General features: G+C 72.0%; 6 protein-coding genes. 1 reads left to right on the top strand and 5 read right to left on the bottom strand.

What is annotated here, in order from left to right; all coding sequences use genetic code 11:
• Together L615_RS21700 and L615_RS21705 are read right to left on the bottom strand one after the other, a co-directional pair.
• Window positions 1-287, bottom strand: a 287-nt coding sequence (locus L615_RS21700) for an NADH-quinone oxidoreductase subunit A (RefSeq protein WP_028655614.1), incomplete at its 3' end; no start/stop codon positions are given.
• A gap of 389 nt (window positions 288-676) precedes the next feature.
• Window positions 677-1366, bottom strand: coding sequence for a demethylmenaquinone methyltransferase (locus L615_RS21705; RefSeq protein ID WP_145726442.1), 690 nt, complete (start codon window positions 1364-1366; stop codon window positions 677-679).
• 64 nt (window positions 1367-1430) lie between these two features.
• Here L615_RS21705 and L615_RS21710 point away from each other — a divergent pair, with 64 nt between their 5' ends.
• Entirely contained in the window at window positions 1431-2450 is a 1020-nt protein-coding gene (locus L615_RS21710; protein ID WP_222430658.1) for a L,D-transpeptidase family protein, read from the top strand.
• Between the two features lie 76 nt (window positions 2451-2526).
• Here the strand turns inward: L615_RS21710 and L615_RS21715 are convergent, their stop codons facing one another.
• The 3 genes from L615_RS21715 to L615_RS21725 form a co-directional block, all read right to left on the bottom strand.
• Window positions 2527-3189, bottom strand: coding sequence for a hypothetical protein (locus tag L615_RS21715; protein WP_145726443.1), 663 nt, complete (start codon window positions 3187-3189; stop codon window positions 2527-2529).
• Between the two features lie 64 nt (window positions 3190-3253).
• Entirely contained in the window at window positions 3254-3892 is a 639-nt protein-coding gene (locus L615_RS21720) for an MBL fold metallo-hydrolase (RefSeq protein ID WP_145726444.1), read from the bottom strand.
• 69 nt (window positions 3893-3961) lie between these two features.
• Window positions 3962-5412, bottom strand: a 1451-nt coding sequence (locus tag L615_RS21725; RefSeq protein WP_261376807.1) for a cation:proton antiporter, incomplete at its 5' end; no start/stop codon positions are given.

Below are 5412 nucleotides of genomic sequence, written 5' to 3' on the forward strand. Positions count from 1 at the left end.
ACCATCTCGACCAGCCCGAACCACGCCATGTTGTCCAGCTGCATGGCCCACGGGTAGAGGAAGATGATCTCGATGTCGAAGACGATGAAGAGCATCGCCGTGATGTAGTACTTCACCGGGAAGCGGCCGCTCAGCGCCTGSGGCGTSGGCTCGATGCCGCACTCGTAGGAGTCCATCTTCGCGCGGTTGTAGCGCCGCGGCCCGACCATCGTGCTCATCACGATGGAGCCGACCGCGAACAACGCTGCAAGAGCGGCCAGCACCAGGACCGGTGTGTAGAGCTCCATGAGCCTCCCTCTCGTGATCTTGTGAACAGAATCACTAGTGGTGTGGGACACATCCTGCCACTACCGGTCCGCCGTCGTACACGGGGGTGGCCCAGACCACACCCACGCCACAATCCCGCCCTGACCTGCACATTTACCGCACGAGAGGGTTGCGTAATTCCGGGCAGCACGGCTGTGGACGGGCCGGCGGTAGTCCCTGACGAAAAGCACCGCGACACGCCGTCGGTCGGTGCTTTTCGTCAGGGACTACCGCTCGCGCCTGTGGAGAAATGGCGGTAGTCCCGGGTCAAGAGCACCCTCCGACGGCGTGTCGAGGTGCTTTTGACCCGGGACTATCCCGGCGGGCTGTGGAGAAAGTGGCGCCCGGAGAGTACGTGCGGCGGGGTGGGTCAGGCGGTGGCGCGGTGGAGGGCGACGATGCCGCCGGAGAGGTTGCGCCACTCGACACCGGTCCAGCCGGCGTCCCTGATCAGGGCGGCGAGGCCGGCCTGGTCGGGCCAGGCGCGGATCGACTCGGCGAGGTAGACATAGGCGTCGGGCGAGGAGGAGACCGCGCGGGCCACGGCAGGGAGCGCCTTCATGAGGTACTCGAGGTAGGTGGTGCGCCACGGGGCCCACGTCGGGTGGCTGAACTCGCAGACGACCAGGCGGCCGCCGGGGCGGGTGACGCGGCGCATCTCGGCGAGGCCGGCGACCGGGTCGACGATGTTGCGCAGGCCGAAGGAGATGGTGACCGCGTCGAAGGTGTCGTCGCGGAACGGCAGCTTCGCGCCGTCCCCGGCGGTGAAGGGCAGGTGCGGCAGCTGCTTCTTGCCGACCTGCAGCATCCCGACGGAGAAGTCGCACGGGATGACGGTCGCGCCAGCGTCACGGAAGGGCTGGCTCGACGTACCCGTGCCGGCGGCGAGGTCGAGGACGCGGTCGCCGAAGGCGGGGTCGACGGCGTCGAGCACCTCCTTGCGCCAGCGCCGGTCCTGCCCGAACGAGAGGATGTCGTTGGTCAGGTCGTACCGCCGGGCGACCGCATCGAACATGCGTCGGACGTCGGCGGGCTGCTTGTCGAGCTCTGCGCGGGCCACCTCGGCAGCCTATCGGCGGAAAATCGTTCGCAACCAACCGGTGGGTCGTGGCGTCTACAAGGGCATGAACACCAGGCTTCGCATCGCTCGCCGGATCACCCTGCTGACCGTGGTCGCGGCGCTCTGCGCCATGGGCGCGTACGCCGCCGGCTGGGCCGTGCGCGGGGACTCCCTGCCGTGGGAGGACGCCTCTCACCCGGTCGCGCAGGACGGACGGTCACCCGCCACCCCGGACGGTCCGCGCGGCGACCGGGGTGACGACCCGGCCCCCACCGACCAGCCCGCGCCCGACCCCGGGGACGAGGCGGAGCAGCCGGGCCAGCCCGCCGACGAGGACGAGCCGGACCCGACAGACGAGCCCGACCAGGCCGACCGGTCGCCGGCGGACGAGCCCGAGGCCGAGGAGACCGAGGACCCCGGCCCCCCGCCGGCCGGCCCGGCGCTGCTCTCCCCCGGCGACAAGGGCCCGGAGGTGCGCGAGCTGCAGGCACGGCTGAAGCAGATCGACTGGTTCAGCGGCGAGGTGACCGACAACTACGGCCCGGTCACCACCGAGGCGGTGCGCGGCTTCCAGGCCAAGCGCGGGTTCGCGGTGACCGGCGAGGTCGACCAGCGCACCCTGGACCGGCTGCACGAGATGACGCGCGAGCCCACGAAGGCGGAGCTGACCAACCAGCCCACGACCGGCAACGGCGGCAACACCGCGGGCCCGCTCGACCCGCGCTGCACGACCGGCCGCGTGCTGTGCGTCGACAAGAGCAGCCGCACCCTGCGCTGGGTCGTCGACGGCGACGTCCGCCTGCGCCTCGACGTGCGCTTCGGCTCCGCCGAGACCCCGACCCGCGAGGGCGAGTTCACGGTGCAGCGCAAGAGCCGCGACCACGTGTCCAGCATCTACCACACGCCCATGCCGTACGCGATGTTCTTCTCCGGCGGCCAGGCGGTGCACTACTCGCCCGACTTCGCGGCGAACGGCTACAACGGCGCCTCCCACGGCTGCGCCAACATCCGCGACCGCGACGGCATCGCGTGGCTCTACGACCAGGTCGTCGTGGGGGACAAGGTGATCGTCTACTGGAGCTGACCCTCCGAGGACCCACCCGGGAAGGCGAACGCCCCGGCAGCACGGCTGCCGGGGCGTTCGTACGTCGTGGTGGGGCTCAGCCCTCGAGCACGAGGTCGAGGTAGTGGAGCACCTCGTCGGGGGTGAGGCCGCTGCCGTAGATGTCGTAGGTCAGGCCGTCCCGCTCGGCGCGGCACTCGACCTGGTAGCCGGCAGCCGGCGGCTCCTCGCCGGTGGGTGCGCCGGTGGTCGGGTCGATGGCGTCGGAGTAGATCACCGAGCACCGGCGGCCGTCGACCTCCTTGAGCTCGTAGTGCGTGCCCTGCTGCTCGATCTGGAACGGGCCGCTGGGCATGACCAGGCCGGCGTCGCCGGGGACGACGGTGATCGCGAACTGGGCGGGCCGCGCCTGCGTCTGGGCGATCTGGCCGAGGGCCTTGACGTCGATGTAGGACCGGGTGACGGCGGCGTCGTAGATCGAGGAGAGGTTGCTCGACGCCTTGGCGTCGCCCTCGGCCGCGTTCTCGGCGACGGTCTCGAACTGGCTCGCCTGGTCGCCGGTCGCCCCGGCCTGCTCGGCCGTCACCGTCGACAGCGCGACGAAGCGGTCGTCGATCTTGTCCGGCAGGGCGGGCAGGTCCCCGGCCGAGTACGACGAGTCCTCGACGACCTTGGGCAGCCCGACGCCGAACCCGACGGCACCGGCGAGGAGGACGGCGCCGGTGGCGACACCGGCGTAGGTGGAGCGTGCGATCGGCATCGGACCATCATGCCGGGTGATCCTGAGAGGCCCCCCAGCGCCCCGGCGAGGTGAGACGGTGCGGTTACAGGTCCGCTCCGTCCGGCAGCCGCACGTAGTCGAGGCCGCGGGCGCCGAGGAGTCGCCCGAATTGCATGTCGACCACGCCGAGTCCCTCCGCGGAGTAGACGCGGTCGTGGATCGCGACGTTGCGCGGCGCCCCGACGGCACGAGCGAAGTCGACGCCCTCGCTGGAGCGCATCCACGGTGCGCACACCGGCGCGAGGAGCACCTCGACCGGCACCCCGGGCACCGTGAACGCGTCCCCGGGGTGGAACACCGTCTCCTCGCCCACGCTCAGCAGGTAGCCGCTGTTGTGGAACCGCGGCAGGTCCGGGTGGATGACGGCGTGCAGCTCCCCGATCGCCCGCACCCCGACGCCCCCGATGGTCCACGACTCGTCGGGCGAGACCACGGTGACCCGCTCGGCGACGTCCGGGGCCAACTCGCGGATCTGGGCCGCGACGGCACCGATGGTGAAGATCGGGGCGTCGGTGGCGCGCAGGTTCTCCGCGTCGTAGTGGTCGGGGTGCTCGTGGGTGATCAGCACCGCGTCGACGCCGTCGACGGACTCCCGCTGGCTCCACGTGCCCGGGTCGAGGACCAGGGTCGTGCCGTCGTGCTCGATCCGGACGGCCGCGTGGCCGAACTTGGTCAGGCGCATGCCGACCACGGTAGCCAAGCCACGCCGGTCCAGCCGGTCAACCGGTCAGGCGGTCAGGCGGTCAGGCGGTCAGCCAGTCTGGTGGTGGACGTAGCACCAGCGCCAGTCCTCCCCCGGCTCGACGGAACGCATCACGGGGTGGCGGGTCTCGCGGAAGTGCGCGGTGGCGTGGCGGCCCGGCGAGGAGTCGCAGCAGCCGACGTGGCCGCAGGCCAGGCACATCCTCAGCGCGACCGACGGGGTGCCCTCGTCGCGGCAGCGCTGGCAGAAGGGGTCCGCGGGCGGGTCGAGGTCCGGGGCGTCGGCCAGGTCCACGCAGCCGTCGACGTCCGGGCGTGCGGTGGCGGCGGCCCGGACCTCCGCCCGCTCGGCGACGGCGGCGTCGAGCATGGACTCCTCCACGTCGAGCATCGCGAGCACGTCGCTGACCACCTCGGAGGGCACCGCCCCGGTCGACCGGACCTCGAGGACGCGCCGTCGCTCTGCCTCGATCATCGCGATCCGCCAGCGGGCGTAGAGGTCGCTCGGGCTGTCCTCGTCGGCGGTGGTCCCGAGCCGCTCCCACGCCGCGAAGTTGCGCAGCTCCAGGCGCTGCACGATCAGCTCACGCACGCCGAGCGGGTCGTCGTTCTCGGCGGTGAGCCGGTCGAGCTCCTTCAGCCCGGCCTTGCCCGCCTGCTGCAGCAGGGTCGCCCGGGCGAGCGCGTCCTCCTGCGGGTCGGGGCCGGAGACCCGCAACCGGCGGGCGACGGCGGGCAGCGTCGTGCCCTGCCCGAGCAGAGTGCCCGCGACGACGGCGAAGGCCACGACGAGCAGCACCTCGCGGTGCTCGGTGTCCTCCGGGACGGTGAAGGCGGCGGCGAGGGTGACCACGCCGCGCATCCCGGCCCACCCGATCAGGAATGAGCTGCGCCACCGCGCCGCCCCGTCGCCGGCCGGCTCGCCGGACGCGTCCGACCCGCGGCGCAGCAGCAGGGTGCTGGAGGCGAACACCCACACCATCCGCAGGACGACGCAGGTGAGGAACGCGGCGGCGCAGGTGAGCAGGACGGTCCCGGCGCCGAGCTCGCTGTCCCCGACCTCCGCGAGCAACCAGTCGGCCTGCAGCCCGATCAGCAGGAAGACGGTGTTCTCGAGGACGTACGCGATGGTGCGCCAGTTCGTCCGCTCGGCGATCCGCGACGGTGCGGACTGCAGGACCGGCGCGACGTGGCCGAGCAGCAGCCCGGCCACCACGACGGCGACGACGCCGGAGGCGTGGATCTCCTCCGCCACGACGTACGACGAGAAGGGCACGACGAGCGAGAGCGCGGTGTCGAGCAGCGGGTCCGTCACGTGCTTGCGCACGAAGCCGACGACGACGAAGGCCGCGACCCCCACCGCGACACCTCCGCCGGCGGCGACGAGGAAGTCCTCGACGACCTCCCACGCGGTGACGGTGGAGCCGAGCGCGACGACCGCCATCCGCAGCGCCACCAGCGCCGTGGCGTCGTTGAGCAGCGACTCGCCCTCGAGGATCG

Origin of the sequence: Nocardioides sp. J9, assembly GCF_007829375.1 — a bacterium.
Lineage (GTDB): Bacteria > Actinomycetota > Actinomycetes > Propionibacteriales > Nocardioidaceae > Nocardioides.